This is a genomic window from Telluria sp. LT2P34 (genome assembly GCF_059685915.1).
The window spans coordinates 1,136,346-1,153,519 of record NZ_JCASIN010000001.1; the positions used below are offsets into that span (position 1 = coordinate 1,136,346).

17 protein-coding genes are annotated in these 17,174 nt (G+C 66.2%); 6 read left to right on the forward strand and 11 right to left on the reverse strand.

Annotated elements, in window-relative coordinates; all coding sequences use genetic code 11:
• Nucleotide 1: 1 nt before the first annotated feature.
• Entirely contained in the window at nt 2-475 is a 474-nt protein-coding gene (locus tag AC56KZ_RS05070; protein ID WP_497161027.1) for a hypothetical protein, read from the reverse strand.
• On the reverse strand, nt 472-657 hold the full coding sequence (locus AC56KZ_RS05075) for a hypothetical protein (RefSeq protein WP_497161028.1): 186 nt from the start codon (nt 655-657) through the stop codon (nt 472-474). Before AC56KZ_RS05075 ends, AC56KZ_RS05070 begins: the two co-directional genes overlap by 4 nt.
• Before the next feature lie 180 nt (nt 658-837).
• On the opposite strand from AC56KZ_RS05075, the gene AC56KZ_RS05080 reads away from it, so the two are divergent.
• The 6 genes from AC56KZ_RS05080 to AC56KZ_RS05105 all read left to right on the forward strand — a co-directional run bounded on the left by AC56KZ_RS05080 (nt 838) and on the right by AC56KZ_RS05105 (nt 8,432).
• Nucleotides 838-2,202, forward strand: coding sequence for a GIN domain-containing protein (locus tag AC56KZ_RS05080; RefSeq protein WP_497161029.1), 1,365 nt, complete (start codon nt 838-840; stop codon nt 2,200-2,202).
• A gap of 116 nt (nt 2,203-2,318) precedes the next feature.
• A complete protein-coding gene (locus AC56KZ_RS05085; RefSeq protein WP_497161030.1) occupies nt 2,319-3,197 on the forward strand; it encodes a glucosamine kinase nucleotide-binding domain-containing protein in 879 nt (292 codons plus the stop codon).
• A complete protein-coding gene (nagA, locus tag AC56KZ_RS05090) occupies nt 3,194-4,291 on the forward strand; it encodes an N-acetylglucosamine-6-phosphate deacetylase (RefSeq protein WP_497161031.1) in 1,098 nt (365 codons plus the stop codon). The genes AC56KZ_RS05085 and nagA overlap by 4 nt, the downstream gene beginning before the upstream one ends.
• 23 nt (nt 4,292-4,314) lie before the next feature.
• Complete coding sequence (locus AC56KZ_RS05095) at nt 4,315-5,325, forward strand: SIS domain-containing protein (protein WP_497161215.1); 1,011 nt, start codon at nt 4,315-4,317, stop codon at nt 5,323-5,325.
• A gap of 29 nt (nt 5,326-5,354) precedes the next feature.
• Nucleotides 5,355-6,920, forward strand: coding sequence for a glycoside hydrolase family 3 protein (locus AC56KZ_RS05100; RefSeq protein ID WP_497161032.1), 1,566 nt, complete (start codon nt 5,355-5,357; stop codon nt 6,918-6,920).
• 195 nt (nt 6,921-7,115) lie between these two features.
• Entirely contained in the window at nt 7,116-8,432 is a 1,317-nt protein-coding gene (locus AC56KZ_RS05105; protein ID WP_497161033.1) for a tetratricopeptide repeat protein, read from the forward strand.
• 60 nt (nt 8,433-8,492) lie between these two features.
• On the opposite strand, the gene AC56KZ_RS05110 is transcribed toward AC56KZ_RS05105, so the two are convergent.
• The 9 genes from AC56KZ_RS05110 to rimM form a co-directional block, all read right to left on the reverse strand.
• Complete coding sequence (locus AC56KZ_RS05110) at nt 8,493-9,305, reverse strand: SDR family oxidoreductase (RefSeq protein WP_497161034.1); 813 nt, start codon at nt 9,303-9,305, stop codon at nt 8,493-8,495.
• Nucleotides 9,306-9,413: 108 nt separating this feature from the next.
• The gene (locus tag AC56KZ_RS05115) at nt 9,414-12,212 is read right to left on the reverse strand and encodes a M16 family metallopeptidase (protein ID WP_497161035.1); all 2,799 of its coding nucleotides are present in this window, start codon (nt 12,210-12,212) and stop codon (nt 9,414-9,416) included.
• Between the two features lie 156 nt (nt 12,213-12,368).
• Nucleotides 12,369-12,818 carry a CBS domain-containing protein gene (locus AC56KZ_RS05120; protein ID WP_497161036.1) on the reverse strand — a complete coding sequence of 150 codons (450 nt, stop codon included), beginning with the start codon at nt 12,816-12,818 and terminating at the stop codon, nt 12,369-12,371.
• A gap of 91 nt (nt 12,819-12,909) precedes the next feature.
• Nucleotides 12,910-13,257, reverse strand: coding sequence for a DUF3579 domain-containing protein (locus AC56KZ_RS05125; RefSeq protein ID WP_497161037.1), 348 nt, complete (start codon nt 13,255-13,257; stop codon nt 12,910-12,912).
• A gap of 125 nt (nt 13,258-13,382) precedes the next feature.
• Complete coding sequence (locus AC56KZ_RS05130; RefSeq protein ID WP_497161038.1) at nt 13,383-14,342, reverse strand: CobD/CbiB family protein; 960 nt, start codon at nt 14,340-14,342, stop codon at nt 13,383-13,385.
• A 182-nt stretch (nt 14,343-14,524) separates the two neighbouring features.
• Entirely contained in the window at nt 14,525-15,196 is a 672-nt protein-coding gene (locus AC56KZ_RS05135; protein WP_497161039.1) for a CoA pyrophosphatase, read from the reverse strand.
• Nucleotides 15,197-15,277: 81 nt separating this feature from the next.
• The gene (rplS, locus tag AC56KZ_RS05140) at nt 15,278-15,664 is read right to left on the reverse strand and encodes a 50S ribosomal protein L19 (protein ID WP_497161040.1); all 387 of its coding nucleotides are present in this window, start codon (nt 15,662-15,664) and stop codon (nt 15,278-15,280) included.
• Nucleotides 15,665-15,795: 131 nt separating this feature from the next.
• Nucleotides 15,796-16,560 carry a tRNA (guanosine(37)-N1)-methyltransferase TrmD gene (trmD, locus tag AC56KZ_RS05145; RefSeq protein WP_497161041.1) on the reverse strand — a complete coding sequence of 255 codons (765 nt, stop codon included), beginning with the start codon at nt 16,558-16,560 and terminating at the stop codon, nt 15,796-15,798.
• A 44-nt stretch (nt 16,561-16,604) separates the two neighbouring features.
• Complete coding sequence (rimM, locus tag AC56KZ_RS05150) at nt 16,605-17,168, reverse strand: ribosome maturation factor RimM (RefSeq protein ID WP_497161042.1); 564 nt, start codon at nt 17,166-17,168, stop codon at nt 16,605-16,607.
• Between the last annotated feature and the right edge of the window lie 6 nt (nt 17,169-17,174).

Below are 17,174 nucleotides of genomic sequence, written 5' to 3' on the forward strand. Positions count from 1 at the left end.
GCTAGCGAAAGGGCGGCAAGGTTTTATACCTCGCGCAGTATATTTTGGATTTGTCGCCCTGGTAAGCGATGACGCTGCCCGGGTTCGACACGCGCAAGGAAAAGCGTGACGCGTCCGTCGGCCGGTGGCGCACACCCGCCGCGGCGCGGATCGCCTGTTCCAGTTCTTCCGGCTTGCTGTCGAGGACCGCGGCGACGAACACCAGCGGGTCGGTGTCGTCGCTGACCATGATCTCGAGCACCTGTTTGCCCCACAGCGTGGCGTCGGGCTTGAACCAGTGCGCCCCGCCCTCGCGCTTGTGCGCCGGGCCGAAGGCGCTGGTGAGCCAGGAATGCAGATAGGCGTTGTCGAGATGGCTGCGGCACAGCAGCGCACTGCCGATCACGGGTGACATGGTCGAGGGCGCCGCCAACGCATCGGCACAGATGCAGGCGAGCGCCAGCACAGCGCCCGCGGCGGCGCGCGGCAGGCTCACAGCTTCGACAGCCAGTCGCGATTGGCCGCGATCTTCGCCTTGGCCGAAGCCGGCAAGGCCTCGTAGCAGCCGGGGTGCTGCTTGAGCGCCCCTTCGCGGACCTCTTTTTCGAGGCCGTTCACGATAAACACGTAGACGGTGGCGCCTTCGCCATTCTTGCGTGTGCCCAAATAACGAATCACTTGTTTCTCCTGGTTTGACCTGCGCATTATGACACTTGGCGGACGGGACGGCGCTGCTTCAAACCCCATTTTCAACGCTTGATCCTGTTATTTCGCGTGTCCGTCGGTTGGGGCTGCGCGCGCTTCGTGCTTTGCCTTATCGTGCATGCACTGGAAACCATGAGAATAACAAGGACATTCATGAATAGCCGCATCAAGAACACCGCCGTCGGCGCCCTCCTGCTCTGCATCGGTATCGCCGGCATGCAGGGTGTCACCGCCGTCGAGCGCGCCCAGGAATCGCGCACACAACAGCGCCCGCCCGTCGTCGTCGACCAGCGCGCCATCACCGCCTTCAAGGCGATCGAACTGGCAGGTCCGTTTCGCGTGATCGTCAGCGAAGGCGCGCCGCGCCTGGCGCTGTCGGGCGAGGCCAGCCAACTGGCCGAGATCGACAGCGAAGTGCGTGGCGGCACGCTCATCGTGCGCCAGCGCGCGCGTTCCGGCATCCAGTTCAACATCGGCGGGCGCGACCGGCAGCCGGTGGTGGTGCGCATCGGCGCCACTGGCTTGACCAGCCTCTCCAGCAGCGGCAGCGGCGACGTCGAACTCGAATCGATCGGCGGCGAGCGCTTCGAGCTCAAAGCTTCGGGCCCGGGCAGCATCCGCGCGCGCGGTTCGGTGCGCGAGCTGCGCGTGAGCAGCAGCGGCAGCGGCGACCTCGAATTGCGCGAGGTGAAAGCGGCGAACGCCGACCTGACGGCGTCCGGCCCGGGCGACGTCCACATCGGCGGCATCGACAATGCGCTGACGGTGCGTGTCTCCGGTTCCGGCGACGTCGACGTCGACCAGCTGCGCGCCCAGCGCGCGCTGGCCCAGCTCAGCGGTCCGGGCAACCTGCGCCTGCATGGCGCCGCCCGCGCGCTGCGCCTGGAAGTGACGGGTTCCGGCGACTTCGACGGCTGCAAGCTGGAAGTCGAAAACCTGACCAGCGTGCAGCGCGGACCGGGCAGCGTCTGCGTCGCAGGCAGCATCCGCCAGTTCGAAGCCGACGTGCACGGCTCGGGCGACCTGGAAGCGAAAGGCCTGCAGGCCGGCCGCGCCGTCCTGCGCATGAGCGGCCCCGGCAGCGCCACCCTGTCCGGCAGCGCCGACGAACTGCGGGCCGAGCTGAAAGGCTCGGGCGAACTCGAGGCCGAGCACCTGAATGTAAAAACCGCCACGATCGACGCCGGCGGCCCGGGCGACGTGTCGCTGGCCAGGGTCAGCGATACCCTCGACGCCTCGCTGCACGGCTCGGGCGACCTGGCCGCCACCATCGACGGCAAGCGCGTCGTCCTGACCATGCGCGGCCCCGGCAACGCACGTTTGGAAGGCCGCGCCGACCGCATCGAGGCCGAGCTGAGCGGCTCCGGCACCCTGCAGGCACGGCGCTTGAGCGTGCGCCAGAGCGACATCAGGGTGCGCGGGCCGGGCAGCGCGACGGTGAACCTGGTGCGCGACGGGGCCGGGCGTTCGGAAGAGCTGGTGCTGGTCGAACGGGGCGGCACCCGTCAGGCGGACTGAAGGCCTTCGGGCTCGGCAATACCAGTTCGCGTAAAAAACCATACCACTTAGATACCTGTTGACAAGAAGGAACCGCCTCCCTATAGTGCCCTGACCTCCTTTCGGCACAATTTCACATGATCGAATACCTCATCGGCGTCGATGGCGGCGGCACAGGCACCCGGGTGCGCCTGGCCCGCCCCAGCGGCGAAGAGCTGGCGCAAGCGAGCGCCGGTCCCTCCGGCCTCGCCCACGGCATCGAGAATGCCTGGACCACCATCCTCGGCGCCATCGGCGAAGCCTGCGCGCTGGCCGACGTCGGCTCCCCTCCCCTGGCCTCGATGGCGATCGGCCTCGGCCTGGCGGGCGTGCATAACAAGGACTGGGCGGCGCAGTTCGTGGCAAGCGATCCCGGCTTCGCGGCCCTCGTGCTCGATACCGACGGTTTTACGACCTTGCTCGGTGCGCATGGCGGCAAGCCGGGCGCGATCGTCGCCATTGGCACCGGCAGCGTCGGTGAAGCGATGCTGGAAGACGGCGGCAAGGTCGAAGTCGGCGGCTGGGGCTTCCCCGCCGGCGACGAGGCCAGCGGCGCCTGGATGGGACTGCGCGCGCTGAACCACATCGAACAGGTGCTCGACGGCCGGATCGAAGGCGGCGCCTTTGCGCGCGAGGTGATCGCGGCCTGCGGCGGCGACCGCGACGGCGTGCAGATCTGGCTCGGGCGCGCCAACCAGACCGCGTACGCGGGCCTGGCGCGCTTCGTGGTGCAGCATGGCGACAGCGATCCGACCGCGTGCGCCATCCTCGAACACGCCGGGCGCGAAGCCGCCGCCATCGCCGCTGCGCTCGACCGCAGCGCAAGCTTGCCGCTGGCGCTGTGCGGCGGTCTCGGCGAAGTGCTGATGGCCTGGCTGCCGCCGCAGACCCGTGCGCGCTGCCGGACGCCCCAGGGCGACTCGGCGCGCGGCGCCCTCCTCATGATCCAAGGCCACCTCGAAAGAAATACTCAATGAAAGGCAACATCCTCACTCCTGGCGGCTGGGTCCATGGCGAACTGCGCGTTTGTGCCAGGACAGGCGAAACGATCGAGGCCATCGACGGCATGCGCAGCGATCCGAGCCTGAACGCCGACGACTACATCCTGCCCGGCTTCATCGACGTCCACGTGCACGGCGGCGGCGGGCGCGACATGATGGAAGGCGGCGACGCGCCGCACGTCATCGCCGCGCTGCACGCGAAACACGGCACCACCAGCCTGCTGGCCACCACCATGACCGCGCCGCCGCAGGACATCGAGCGCGCGCTCGACGCCATCGGCGCGGCGTGCGACGCACGCGGCAAGGGCGAGGCGCGCATCCTCGGCGTCCACCTGGAAGGCCCGTACATCAATTCGGCCAAGCTGGGCGCCCAGCCGCCCTTCGCCAAGGAAGCGACGCTGCTGGAAGTCGAAGCCTGGGGCCGGCGCGCGCCGATGCGCGTAATCACGGTGGCGCCCGAGATCCACGGCCACCTGGAACTGGTGCGGCTGCTGTCCGAGCGCGGCATCCGGGTCCAGATCGGCCACACCAGCGGCTCCTACGAGGACGGCGTCGCCGCCCTCGAGCATGGCGCGGCCGGCTTCACCCACCTGTTCAATGCGATGCCCGGCCTGCACCACCGCGAGCCCGGCATGGTCGGCGCGGCGCTGGCGCACGCCGACTACGCCGAGATCATCCCAGACCTGCTGCACGTGCACCCGGGCGCGCTCAAGGTCGCGCTGCGTTCGATCCCGCACCTGTTCTGCGTGACCGATTCGACCGCCGCCTCGGGCATGCCCGATGGCGAATACATGCTGGGGCGCCAGGTCGTCCATAAATGCATGGGCGGCGTGCGCCTGGCGGACGGCACCCTGGCCGGCTCCACCCTCACCATGGACGGCGCCCTGCGCAACCTGGTGAAAATCGGCCTGCCGCTGTCGGAAGCCTCGCGCCGCGTCTCGACGAATGCCGCCGACTACCTCGGCGAAAGCCAGCGCGGACGCCTGGAGCCGGGCTGCTACGCCGACATCGTGGTGCTGGACCGCGACTTGAACATCAAAGCTGTGTACATCGAAGGAGAAATGCTGTGACGGTCGACCAAACGGGTTCGCTCATGCTGCAGGAAGCCATGTCCGCCGGCGATTGCGTCGCCCTGCAACTGTCGCAGGACATGGAGCGCTACGCCGCACTCGGGCGCACGCTGAGGTCGACCAATTTTCACAGCGCCGTCACCGTGGCGCGCGGCAGCTCGGACCATGCGTCGAACTACGTCGCCTACCTGATCATGTCGCGCCTGGGGCGCCTCGTCACGTCGCTGCCGATGTCGCTGATCACGCTCTACAAGTCGCCGCTGGTGACGCGCGACACGCTGGCGATCTCGATCTCGCAGTCGGGCCAGAGCCCGGACGTGGTCGAGCCGATCCGTTATTTCCGCGACGGCGGCGCCACCACCGTGGCGCTGGTGAACGACGCCGAGTCGCCGCTGGCCCGGACGGCCGAATGGACCATGCCGCTGCATGCGGGTAAAGAACAGAGCGTGGCCGCGACCAAGAGTTTCATCACGAGCCTGGTCGCCGGCGCGCGCCTGGTCGCGGAATGGCAGGATGACGACGGCTTGCGCGCCGGCCTGGCCGCCCTGCCCGACGACCTGCGCGCGGCCTCGCAGGTCGACTGGTCGGCGGCGCTTCCAGTGCTGGCCCCGGCCCGCAACATCATGGTCGTCGGGCGCGGGATCAGCTTTCCGATCGCGCTGGAGGCGGCGCTGAAGTTCAAGGAGACCTCGGCGTTGCAGGCCGAAGCCTTCTCCGGCGCCGAGATCAAGCACGGCCCGATGGCGCTGATCGAAGACGGCTACCCGCTCCTGATCTTCGCCACCCGCGGCCCGGCCCAGGAAAGCCTGGTGGCCCTGGCCGTGGAAATGCGCGGACGCGGCGCGCGCGTGCTGCTGGCCGCACCCGCCGACATCGCCGCGCGCGACCTGACGCTGCCGGCGGCGGCGACGCCGGACCTCGATCCGATCGTCGCGATCCAGGCTTTTTACGTGATGGCGGCCAAGCTGTCGAAGGCGCGCGGACTCGATCCGGACCGCCCGCGCCACTTGAGCAAAGTCACGAAGACCAACTGAGCAAACCAAGCCAACCAAGAGCCAAACCCATGGACGAATACAGACAACTCGCCGGCCAGCTGATCATGGTGCGCCTCTTCGGCACCGAACTGGACGACGACACGGCCGCCTTCTTGCGTGACTATCGCGTGCGCGGCGCCTGCCTGTTCCGCCAGAACATGACGGACGCGCCGCAATTGACCCGGCTCACCGGCGCCCTGCGCGCCGTCATGGGACCAGGCGCGCTGATCGCGCTCGACCAGGAAGGCGGCGCCGTGGTGCGCTCGACCTGGGTGCCGGCGCCGCCCTCGGCGATGGCGCTGGGCGCGGCCAACGACCCGGTGCTGGCGCGCGACGTCGGCGCGGCGGTGGCGCGCGCGGTGCGTTCGCTCGGCTTCAACTGGAACTTCGCGCCGGTGCTCGACCTGAACAACAATCCGGACAACCCGGTCATCGCCGAGCGTTCCTTCGGGGCCGATCCCGACACCGCCACGCGCATTGCCTTGGCCTGGATGGAAGGCAGCCAGTCCGAGGGCGTGGCCTGCTGCGTCAAGCACTTCCCCGGCCACGGCGACACCCATGTCGACTCGCACCGCGCGCTGCCAACCGTCGACAAGCCGCTGGCCGAACTCGAGCGTTTCGAATTCGCGCCCTTCCGCATGGCGGCCCAGGCAGACCATCCTGCCCCGGCGATGATGACCGCCCACATCGTCTACCCGGCGCTCGACGCCGACTACCCGGCCACGATGTCGCGCGCCATCCTCACCGGCATCCTGCGCGACAGCTGGAATTACCAGGGCGTGATCATCACCGACGGCATGGACATGCACGCGATCGCGCTGCGCTACGGCGCCGGCGCGGCCGCCGTGCGCGCACTGGTTGCGGGCGCCGACATGGTGATGGCGATCGGTTCGCGCGAGTCCCAGCTTGAAACGATCGAGGCGATTGCCGCCGCGATCGCCTCGGGCGAACTGCCGATGCACGAAGTCGAAGCACGCCTGGCGAGATTGGCGAAGCTGGCGGCCGCGCACCCGGCCGGCGCCGCATCGCGCCCGCAAGCGGCCATCGTTGCCAACGGCACCGAGGTGTCGATCGGCGACGCACGCGGCGCCGACGAAGCGCCGATCTACAGCACCGATCTCGAAGACCGCGCGCTGATGGCAAGCGCATGGCGGCGCGCCCTGAGCATGCGCGGCACGGCCAGCCGTCCGGCGCCGGGCGGGCGCGTGCGCCTGGTGGCGCGCCAGGACGTGGTCAGCGACGGCGTGTCCGAGGCCGGCGTGCCGGCCTCGCAGATCGCCGCCTCGCTGGCGCAGTTGTACGAGGTCGAGCTGGTGACTTTCGCCGACCCCGAGGAATTCGACTGGAGCGCCTTGCCGGATGACGGGCGCTTCACGATCCTGGCCTCGACCTCGCGCCGCCGCTATGGGCCCTACGCCCGCGCCAGCTGGCGTCCCGACCTGCACCTGGCCCTGTGGAACCCCTACCAGGCGCTGGACTTCGACGCCCCCGCGCTGATGACCTATGGCTTCGCCGCCCCGGCCCTGGCCGCCGTCAACGCCTGGCTGGCGGGCGAGATCGAGGCCGAGGGACGCTGCCCGGTGCCGGGCTTCTGAGGGCTTGCCGGACAGCGGCCGACGGTAACGCTATGTAACCGCGTCCCCTCCAGGCGCCGGCCTGCGGCACAATTGCGCCGCAGGGTCCCGGGCATTTATGGGACAATGCTCGTTTGCACAAGCTTGGCAAAACTGCCACCATGTCGCGGATTGCACCGCTTTGTTGAACCGCTCATCTTTTTAGAAGGATCACTCATGTCCCATTTCCGCCTTGCTCGCCTTTGCCTGCTGCTGGCTGCCGTTGGCCTGAACACCGCGCCTGCCCTGATGACGAGCGCCCATGCGCAGCAAAAAGCTGACCCGGCAGCCGCCGCCCAGGCCACCACGGTGCGCCCGGAGCTGGGCAAGCTGTTCGATGCAGCGCAGGTCCAGCCCCTGATCAACGCCAAGAATTTCACCGAACTGCAAAACCGCATCACCCAGGCCGAAGCCCTGCCGAACAAGTCGCCTTACGAAGCCTATGTCGTGACGCGCATGAAGATGGTGCACGCTTCGGCCAGCGGCAATGACGCCGTTTTCCTGACGACCGCCGAGCAAGTGCTCCAGTCCGGCTTCGAGCCGAAAGAGATGCAGTCCAAGCTGGTGCTGGCGATGGCCGACATCCAGTACAAGGCCAAGAACTACGCCGCATCGACCGAACAGCTCAAGCGCTATGAAACGATGGGCGGAGACATGGCGACCGCGCGTCCGCTGCTGCTGCGCGCGCAGTACCTGAACAAGGACTATGCCGGCGCCAAGACCGGGCTGATGCAGGTCGTCAGCGACGCCGAAAAGGCCGGCAAGACGCCAAGCCAGGAAGACCTCAAGCTGCTGCTGAGCGCTGCGCACGAGACCAAGGACACCGCCGCCTACGAGTCCACGGTCCAGAAGATGGTGACTTACTACCCGACCGACGACATGTGGAACGAAGTCATCCGCGTGGGCGTGGTCAAGAAGCCGGGCTTCAGCCAGGACAACTACATGCCGGTGCTGCGCCTCCAGCAAGCCGTCACCAAGACGATGCGCGACGACGACTACATCGACCTGGCCGAAAGCGCACTGCGCGACGGTTTCCCGACCGAAGCGAAGAGCGTGCTGGATGCGGGCTACGCGGCCGGCGTGCTGGGCAAGGGCGCCAACGCCAAGGCCCACGATGCCCTGCGCAGCCGTGCCAACAAGGGCGCGGCCGACGATGCGAAGAACATCGCCAGCGGTGAAGCGGCCGCCACCAAGTCGAAGAACGGCGCCGGCCTGGTCAACCTGGGCTGGGCGTACGTGACGATGGGCCAGCACGACAAGGGCATCGGCTTCATCCAGCAGGGTATCGCCAAGGGTGGCCTGAAGCAGCCTGACGAAGCGAAGATCCGCCTCGCTGCGGCCCAGGCGCGCGCCGGCCGCAAGGACGAAGCGATCAAGACCTTCGAGAGCGTGAAAGCCGGCGGCGGTTTGTCCGACGTGGCGCGCATCTGGGCCATGTCGCTGCGCCAGCCGGGCGCTACCGTGGCTTCGGCAGCACCGGCCACCGCCAAGTAATCCACCTGCCGCACACGAAGCGGGCGAGCGCCATGGGCGCCGCCCGCTTTTTTTTATCCGTCAGAGGGCGGTGAAGCCGCCATCGACTGCCAGTTCGTGCCCGGTGACGAAGGAGGACGCGCCCGAGCACAGCCAGAGCACCGCGTCGGCGACCTCGCCCGGCTCGGCGAAACGTCCCATCGGGTGCGCGGCGCGCAGCTTCTTTTCGCTGGCGGGCTCGCGTGCGATGGCGCGTGCCAGCATGCCCGTGCGTACAGCGCCGGGACACACGGCGTTGACGCGGATGCCATCCCGGGCATAGTCGAGCGCGGCGCTTTTCGTCAGCCCGGCCAGCGCGTGCTTGCTGGCGGCGTAGACCGACTGCGCGGGCGCACCGACCTGGCCGTGGGCCGAGGACAGGTTGACGATCGCGCCGCCGCCGGAGGTCGCCATCTGGCGGATCTGGTATTTCATCGACAGCCAGACGCCCTTCAGGTTGACGTCCATGATCCGGTCAAAGGCCGCTTCGTCGATGTCCGCCAGGCGCAGGCTGTCTTCCTGAACGCCGGCGCAGTTGACGGCGCAGTCGAGCCGGCCATAGTGGTGCACCGTCTTGTCGACCAGGGTCTCGACCTCGCAGGCGCGCGTGACGTTCGCGGCCACGAACAGCGCCTTGCCGCCATGCTGGACGATCGTCGCCGCCGTGGCGTGGCCGCCGTCGACCGAGACATCGGCCACCACCACCGACGCGCCGGCGCGGCCGAAGGCCAGCGCCACTGCGCGGCCGATGCCGCCGGCGGCGCCCGTGACCAGCACGACCTTGCCTGCGAAGGTCGTCGACACGGATTCTTGCCTGGAGTCCTGCTTGAGGTCTTGCTTGCTGCTGCCCTTCATGTGCCGATGCTCCCGCGATGATGCTGAATGATTCCCAAAGGCAACATCATAGCGGGATGGAGGGCGATCATCAAATAGGCATGCGCCGTGCGGTGTGCAAGTGTTGCGTTATAGCTTAACTGCGGGCTTAACTGCCGGCTTAACTGCGGATTCAACGGCGCCTGCGGCCGCCTTGCCCTGGTCGCCGGCCATGACCACCGACAGCCTTGCCGGGTCGATCGCCTTGCGGAAGGCGGCGTTCAACTGCGGCAGCGTGACGGCCATGAGCTTGTCCTCGAACTGGCGCGACCAGGCATAGGTGCGGTCGCGGTACAGGTAGGAGGTCCAGCCGGCGGCCACCGCGCCATCCTCGGCGCGCGTCTGCTGGCGCTGCTGCATCAGGCCGGAGCGGGCGCCGGCCAGCTCGGCGCTGGTGAAGCCATCCTTCAGTGCGCGCGCCAGTTCCTCGCGCACGGCCGCGTCCAGGCGGCGCAGGTTCTGAGGCGCGGCGATGGCGCTGATGCCGAAGCTCCCTGCCCGGTCCAGGTCGCCGGCGTCGAGCTGCGAACCGCCGCCATACGACAGGCCGTCCTTCTGGCGGATGCGGTCCATCAGGCGCGAACGCAGGCCGCCCTCGCCGAAGATGTAGTTCGCCAGCATCAGCGCCGGGTAGTCCGGGTCGTCGATGTTCAGGTCGAGATCCAAGCGCGCGATGTACACGCCGTTTTCCTTGTCCGGCGTGTCGAGCGTCTTGCTCAAGGCAGGGATGTCGGCATGGCGGCGCAGCACCGGCGCGAAGTTGGCGGGCGCTTTCCAGGCGCCGAACAGTTCCTCGACCAGCGGCGCAACCGCCGCCGCATCGAAATCGCCGACGATCGCCATTTCGGCCGGCACCGTGCCGTAGAACTCGCGGTGGAAAGCGCGCAGGTCTTGCAGGCGTGCGGCCTTCAGTTCGGCCATGTCTTCATCGAACGTATTCGCGTGGCGCACATCGCCCGTCGGATACAGGTCGAAATGGCGCGACAGCGCGCGCGACGCCAGCGCCTGCGGTTCGGCGCGGCTCGCCTCCAGGCTGACGAGCGACTGGCGCCGCAGCTGCTCGAATTCAGGCTCCGGAAAGCCCGGTTCCTTGAGCACGTGGGCGACCAGGCGCAGGGCTTGCGGCAAGTGTTCGCGCGTGGTCTGGAAGTGGGTCAGGCCACCGGCGATTTTCAGCCGCTCGAATTCGTCGGCCAGCTGTTCGCGCGTGTAGCGGCTGGTGCCGCGCACCAGCATCGCGGCGGTCAGCTCGGGAATCGCGCCTTTGCCGAACAGGTTTTTCTCGTCGCCCATGTGCTGGCGCAGGTTCACCGTCACCGCTTCGCCGCGGTTTTTCTTCGGCAAGAGCGCCAGCTTGACGCCGCCGGCGCGGGTCAGCCGGGTGCGTTTCAGGATGTTTTCCTGGGTCGGCTCGAAGTCTTCCGCCACCAGGGTCGACGCCCGCGGCGTGAATTTCTCGAGGATGCTGTCGATCGACGGTGCAGGCGGAATCACGGCCCGCAGCGGCGACTCTTCCGGCACGAAAATGCCGGTGACGCGGTTGTCGCGCCTGAAATAGCGCTGCGAGGCGGCGGCCACCTCCTCCGCGCTGATCGTCTTGATGCGCTCGCGGCCGGTGAAGAACAGGCGCCAGTCGCCCAGGGCAATCGTCTCGGACAGCGCCACGCCGACGCCCTGCGGATCGTTCAGGCTGCGCTCCATCTCGTTTTCGTAGGTGCGGCGCACGCGCGCCATTTCCTCAGGCGTCGGCGGCCTGGCGCCAAAGCCTTCCACGGCCTCGGTCAGCGCGGCGCGCACCGGCTCGATCGGCTCGCCCTTCTTGACGATCGCGCCCACGTATTGCAGGCCGGGCGCATAGCCGGTTTCGCCAAAGGTGAAGACCTGGCTGGCCTTGCCGGTTTCGACCAGGCTCTTGTGCAGGCGGCCGGTCGGCACGTCGCCCAGGATCGCTGAGGCAAAGGCCATCACGTCGCTGTCGTCGTGCACGCTCGACGGCACCTTGTAGCCGAGCATCACGATCTGGACGTCGCCCTGGCGCCGCACGGAAAAACTGCGCTCGCCATCCTGGGTCGGCTCCACGGTCCAGAACTGGGGCAGCTGGCGCTTCGGTTTCGGAATCGCGCCGAACAGGCGGTTGACCTTGGCCAGCGTGGCAACGGCATCGAACTTGCCCGCCACCAGCAGTACCGCATTGTCCGGCTGGTAATAGGTCCGGTAGAAAGCGCGCAGGTTGGCCAGCTTGACGTTCTCGATATCGCTGCGGTTGCCGATGGTCGAGCGGCCATAGCTGTGCCAGTCGTAGGCCACGCTCTGCATGCGTTTGACGAGCACGCTCGACGGCGAATTCTCGCCGCTTTCGAACTCGTTGCGCACGACCGTCATTTCCGAGTCGAGGTCTTTCTGCGCGATGAAGGAACCCGTCATGCGGTCCGCTTCCATCTGCAGCGCCCAGTCGAGATTCGCGGGCGTGGCCTGGAACACTTCGTAATAGTTGGTGCGGTCGAGCGAAGTGGTGCCGTTGAATTCCATGCCGCGATCGGCGAACTGGCGCGTGATGTCGGGGTTTTTCTTCGAGCCCTTGAACAGCAGGTGCTCGAGCAGGTGCGCCATGCCGGTTTCGCCGTAATTCTCGTGGCGCGAGCCGACCAGGTAGGTGACGTTGACGGTGACGGTCGGACGCGAAGTGTCGGGGAACAGCAGCACCTTCAGGCCGTTGGCCAGGCGGTATTCGGTGATGCCCTCGACCGAGGCGCCCAGGCTCACGCCTTTCGGCAGCGGTGATGGCGGCGGCGCGGCCTGGACAACACCGATGCCGCCGGCCGCCAGCAAGGCAAACGCGCCTGCCACCACATGCGCAGGCAGGCCGCGCTTACATTGCGTGAAACTCATGTTATCCCGTCAGATTGGGCGCCCGCTGGACGCGCGTGCGCCGCCGCTGCGGCGCGCAAACGGCGATGGTAACAGATGCTTAGCCCATGGAAATGTCGCGACCCGCTGTTGTCGTGCTTGTTGTCGTGCTGTTGAAATGCGCTTGCACCTGGAAGGCTAATGCCTGGCGCGTTTCTCGTGGGCCTGCTGGCTGCCGCTGATGCGCGACAAGTCGCCCATTTCCTCGGCCAGGAATTCGAGCAGGTCATCGGCGCTGACGATGCCGGCCAGCGAGCCGCCGGCGTCGACCACCGGCACCCGGCGGATCCCGCGCAGGCGCATGTGCTCGATGGTCTGGTAGACGTCGTCGTCTTCGCGGCAGGTGAGCAGATCGTCGCTCATGATGTCGCCGACCAGCAGGCTGGACGGATCGAGTCCGAGGGCGATGACGGAAACGACGATGTCGCGGTCGGTGATGATGCCGACGGGAATAGCGTCGTCATCGACGCGGTCGACGACGACCAGGTCGCCGACATGGTGCTTGCGCATCAAAAAGGCCGCGGCCTGGACGGTTTCGTCGCGGGTGCAGCTGATCGTGTCGGCGGTACAGATGTCGCTGATGTTCATGGCGGTCTCCCTGCTGGTTGGCATGCGCACAGGCTATGAAGCTAGCGCAGGAGACTTACGGACCTTTGATCTGGATCAAACCGAGAATGGCTCACACCATTTTGTCGCCGGGGAAATCCACGAAGCAGGCATCCACCACCTGCAGGTCGTTATCCTTGGCGAAATTGACGACAAAGTGGTAAGCCAGCGGTTCGGCTTTCTGCAGCGCGTTGCTGACCACAACGGCTTTGACGCCGTCGATGATGGTCGGGTGCACATAGGGGGAAAACTGGATATGCGCATGGCGGCCGCCGCTGCCTTCCGCGCGGAAGCAGGTCATCGCCCCGCACAGGCGCTCGGCCCAGTCACTCGGACGGAACTGCTTGCCGTTGCTGGTAAGGCCCAGGATGAAGAACTCGCCTGCGGCGCCTTCCTTCCCGGTGTGCGGTAACTCGGCCATAGTGCTGCTTGCTGATACGAAAATGCTGCGTGGAAGTGAGCAGGTATTATATCTTATAGAAGACTGCGGGGACGAAGCGTCGTGCCTGCCGAATACGCGAAGCCACTAGCGCTCCAGCTCCCCAATCAGCCTAACCACACCATGCTGGAGAGCAGCAGCAGCAGGATCATCCATAATATCAGGGCGCGCCAGACAAGTCCTACCGTGCTTTGGAGTGCGCGCAGGCTGGGCTCTTCGCCGGGCAGCACGTCGTTTTCGGTATCGCTCAGGTCGACCAGGGCGGCGTCGACCGGCAGCAGGCGGGCTGCGTTTTCGTTCGGGGTGCCCAGGCGTACCCCCATGGCGCCACCGCCGGCAGCCAGGATGATGCCGCGCGACTCGTCCGCCCAGCGATTGGCGAAATTGCGCCAGGCATAGATCGCGTCTTCGAAGTTGCCGACCACGGCAAAGGCGATAGCGGTGAGTCTTACCGGGATCCAGTCGATCCAGTAAAAGGCCCTGGCGGCGAACTGGCCGAAGGCTTCGTTGCGCATGTGCTCGGGCTCGTTCCAGGCGCGCGCCAGGTATTCCGAGACGCGGTACAGCACCGCGCAGGCGGGGCCGGCAGGCATCAGGAACCAGAAAAACACACCGAACACGCTGCGGTGCGTTGTGATCAGCGACATTTCGACGGCGATGCGGGCGATCTCCGTGGCATCCATGCCGACCGTATCGATCCTTGCCCACTCGGCCAGCAAGACCCGTGCGCTCGCTTCGTCGCCATTGTTCAAGGCCAGCTGGATCGAGGTGAAATAGTGGCTGTAGTGGCGAAAACCCAGTGTCAGGTAGACGATGGCCACATTCCAGGCAAAGGCTAGGAACACCAGGCCGAAATACTGCAGCACCCAGTAGACGAGCGCAACCGGCAGTACCAGCAGCGCCATCATCAGGAACCAACCCATGCGGCCGTTCTTCGGCTCGCCCGCGTTGAACCAGCCCTCGATGCGCATTGCCAGGTTCTTGATCCCACCGTAGACCTGGTTATCCGCACGCAGGGGTTTCAACTGCTCGATGAGCAGGGCGCACAGGATGGAAAAAAATGTCATGCAAGTCCTTCTTTTGTTATGGCAATACCACGCTGCCCGCTACGATAGCGCAGGTCCCCGCCATAATCAAATCAGAACGACGTTTAAGAGTGCCTGAGAAAACCTTCAGGGCAGGACGAATGCAAGGCCGCCATGGAGGGCGCGTGCACAGCACGTGCGGCTTTACCTTTATCAGGCGCTCTTCATGCGCGCAGGAAATGGAACAGGTTGCGCAGCATGCCCGCAGTGGCGCCCCAGATGAAGAAACGCTCGTAGGGCATGGCATAAAAGCTGCGCCGCCCCGCGCCTTCGGGCAAGTCGAAGGAATGGCGCTGGTGGTGCATCCCGTTCATCAGGAAGGCGAGCGGCACCTCGAAGATCTCGGCGACTTCGTTCGGGTCCGCCGTCAACGCGAACGGCGGCTTGACCAGGGCCACGACCGGGGCCACACGGTAGGCGCTGCCGGTGACGTAATCGGGCAGCACGCCCAGGATCGACACGTGGCGCCGGTGCAGCCCGATCTCTTCCTCGGACTCGCGCAGCGCGGTTTCGATCGGCGACGAGTCGAGCTCCTCGGTGCGTCCGCCGGGAAAACTGATCTGGCCGGCGTGGTTCGTGAGGTGCTCGGTACGCAGCGTCAGGAGCACGGTCACGCCTTCAGGCCGGTCGACCAGCGGCACCAGCACGGCGGCGCGGCGCAGCAGCGCTTTGCCCTGCCCCAGCGGCACCTCGGGCGCCTCGGGCTCCCACGCAGGGCGCGTCTGGGCGAAGCGCGCACGCAACTCGGCCGGACTCAGCAATTCCGAATGGACGGCCGCTTCACCAGCGATGGCCTCGACCGGCAGGCGGGATGGATCGAGATTGACCTTAACCAAAAGCACTTCCTTCAACAGGGGGTGAAGCTTCGAACGAAAAAAGGCATCCCGAAGGATGCCTTTTTCATTCCACAGGCGCGATTACTGAGCGACTGGGGTTGCTGCAACTTTACGCTGCGGCAGCTTTTCTTTGATACGTGCCGACTTGCCCGAACGCTCACGCAGATAGTACAGCTTGGCGCGACGGACGTCACCGCGACGTTTCACTTCGATCGAAGCGATCAGTGGCGAATACAGCTGGAACGTACGCTCGACACCCTCACCCGACGAGATCTTGCGAACGATGAAGTTCGAGTTCAGGCCGCGGTTACGACGCGAAATGACAACGCCTTCGTACGCCTGGGCGCGCTTGCGGGTGCCTTCGACGACGTTGACGCTGACGATGACGGTGTCGCCAGGTGCGAAATCAGGAATCTTGCGGCCGAGGCGCGCGATTTCTTCCTGCTCGAGTTGTTGAATCAGATTCATTTTTATGACTCCAAAAACCATCTTGCTGGCACTCGTTGCTGCATATGTCGTAACACATGCCTTGCCCAGTAGAGGATGGGGTTGAACACAGGGGCAACATGCTCCCGTGTCTCGCACCAATCAGGTGCATTTTAAGGCAAATTCCCCGAAGGGAGCGTCGCCAAAAACTTTTCGTCGGCCGAAGTCAGCTGACCGGCGCTACGCGCCTTGTCCAGCAATTCCGGCCGTTTCTTCGCGGTCGCCTCCAGCATGCGCTGGCGGCGCCACTTGATGATCTCGGCGTGGTTGCCACCCATCAGGACCGGTGGCACCGCGACGCCTTCGTACACGTCCGGGCGCGTGTAATGCGGCGAATCGAGCAGGCCGTTGACAAAACTGTCTTCGACCGCCGAGGCGTCGTCGCCCAGCACCCCGGGCAATTGTCGCACTACCGCATCCATCAGCGCCATCGCCGGCAGCTCGCCGCCGGACAGGACGAAGTCGCCAAGAGAGATTTCCTCGTCGACAACGCGGTCCAGCAGGCGCTGGTCGACCGCTTCGTAACGGCCGCACAGGACAACCAGGCCAGGCTCGTCCTTCAATGCCATCACGCGCTCGTGGGTCAGCGCCCTGCCTTGCGGCGACATGAAGACGACGCGCGGCGGCGGCAGGCCGAGTTCGACCTGGCGCGCCTTGGCCGCAGCAATTGTCGCCTCCAGCGGGCGCGCCATCATCACCATGCCCGGGCCGCCGCCATACGGGCGGTCATCCACGGTGCGATGGCGGTCAAGCGTGAAATCGCGCGGATTCCAGACGGTCAACGCCCAGCGTTCCTGCTCGAAGGCGCGCCGGGTGACACCCGACTGCGTCAAGGCAGCGAACATTTCGGGAAACAAGCTCACGACGTCAAACTGCATCGGGACCTCGCTTCAATTGGACCGGATCAAAAGGCTTGCGCGCTTTAATAATCCAGGCCCCAGTCCAGGGTAATCTTTTTCGCCTTGATGTCGACGTGCTTCACGAACTGGTCCACGAACGGTACCAGGCGCTCAGGCGCCTTGTCGTTTGCTTCCCCTTCGGCGACGGGCGCGATGCGCAAGATCGACTGCGGACCGTTGCTCATCATGTCGACCACCTTGCCGAGGGCTTCGCCCTCGAGGTTCACTGTGTCCAGGCCAATCAGGTCGGACCAGTAATACTCGTCTTCTTCAAGCGAGGGAAACGCGGCGCGCGATACATGCACGCCGGTGCCCTTGAGCGCCTCGGAAGCATCGCGGCCGGACATCCCGACCAGGGTGGCGATCACGTCGCCACCATGTATTTTCACGCTCCGTACCAGGACGGAGTGCAGGCTCGGCTTGTCGAGCCACCAGGTTTTCACGTTCATCAGGGCATCCGCATCCGTCGAGAACGGCGTGACGCGGATGGCGCCGGCAATCCCGTAGGCGCCGGACACATACCCGACCTGGGTCAGGTCGTCCGGGGCTTGCGCCCCACCATCGACTGAAGCAGTTGAATCGGTCAAACCTGA